Origin of the sequence: Streptomyces torulosus, from assembly GCF_001419765.1 — a bacterium.
Lineage (GTDB): Bacteria > Actinomycetota > Actinomycetes > Streptomycetales > Streptomycetaceae > Streptomyces > Streptomyces torulosus.
The window spans coordinates 1-1,025 of the sequence record NZ_LIRK01001011.1; the positions used below are offsets into that span (position 1 = coordinate 1).

Below are 1,025 nucleotides of genomic sequence, written 5' to 3' on the forward strand. Positions count from 1 at the left end.
GCCCCACTTGATCTGCGTGGCGGCGTTGGTCTTCCAGTCGGAACCGGCGGAGGCCATCTTCGAACCGGGGAGAGCCTGGACCAGGCCGTAGGCACCGGAGGACGCGTTCGTCGCGTTGGGGTTCCAGTCGCTCTCGTGGTCGACGATGTTGGAGAAGCAGGTGTACTGAGCGGAGTTCGCGATCATCTTCTTCGCGGTCGCCTGGGCCTGCGCGGCCTCCGAGGTCGCGGCCTGTGCGGGCACGGCGGCGAGCAGCGCACCGGCGGTGGCGGCGACGACGGCGGTACCGGCGAGGGCCTTCTTCGGGGAGGCGATGCGGCGGAGAAGGGTGCGAGTCACGGGGAACCTTTTCTTCGGGGACGTTGACGTCGCGGGCATGCCTTCACCACATGCGCTGCGGTGGGGGCGTACGTCGGCGCCGAGCCCGTGTGGGTGGTCGGCGCCGTGCGACTCGTCCACAGAAGCAGCCCGGGGGACCTGTCCGCAAACACCCCTTTTGCTGGTTGTGGCCGTATGCGGGTGGAGGGGGTGCTCTGTGACCTGGCTCTCAATCCGCAGGTCAGCGGCCATGACGACGTGGGCATGCCACGCTGTTCGATCTACGGCCCCGCTTCGTATGTGACCTGCGCCCTGTGGGGTGGTTCACCGCGCATCCGACGCTCCGTGTACGAGGCCCGACTCCGCGTTCAGGGGGTGGGCGGGTCGAATGTGACCGCGCTCTCGAAGGCGGCCCGGCGCGTGGCCCGCCGCAGCGCCCGCAGCACCGGGGTACCGAGCGTGAGGGTCAGGGCGACCGTGACCACGGCCCGGCCCAGGTCCCAGCCGAGGGAGGTGGCCAGGCAGTACGCGAGAAAGCGGGCGAGGTTGGCGGCGGGGGAGGCGTCCGCGTGGAAGGCGATGTTCGAGGCGAGCGCGTCGATGAAGGGCCAGCCGTAGAGGTTCATGACCGTGCCGTAGGCGAAGGCCGCGACGAACCCGTACTGCCGACAGCAGCACGAGTTCGGCGCGGCCTTCGCCTACGGCAC

The 1,025-nt window shown here is 69.8% G+C and carries 1 protein-coding gene and 1 pseudogene; both read right to left on the minus strand.

Annotated features, from left to right (window positions below; genetic code table 11):
* Nucleotides 1-339 (minus strand): aggregation-promoting factor C-terminal-like domain-containing protein (locus AOK23_RS43635; RefSeq protein WP_079050049.1); only part of this gene is annotated, 339 nt, incomplete at its 3' end.
* 347 nt (nt 340-686) lie between these two features.
* Nucleotides 687-1,025: pseudogene (locus tag AOK23_RS43640) on the minus strand (ECF transporter S component); the annotation flags it as partial.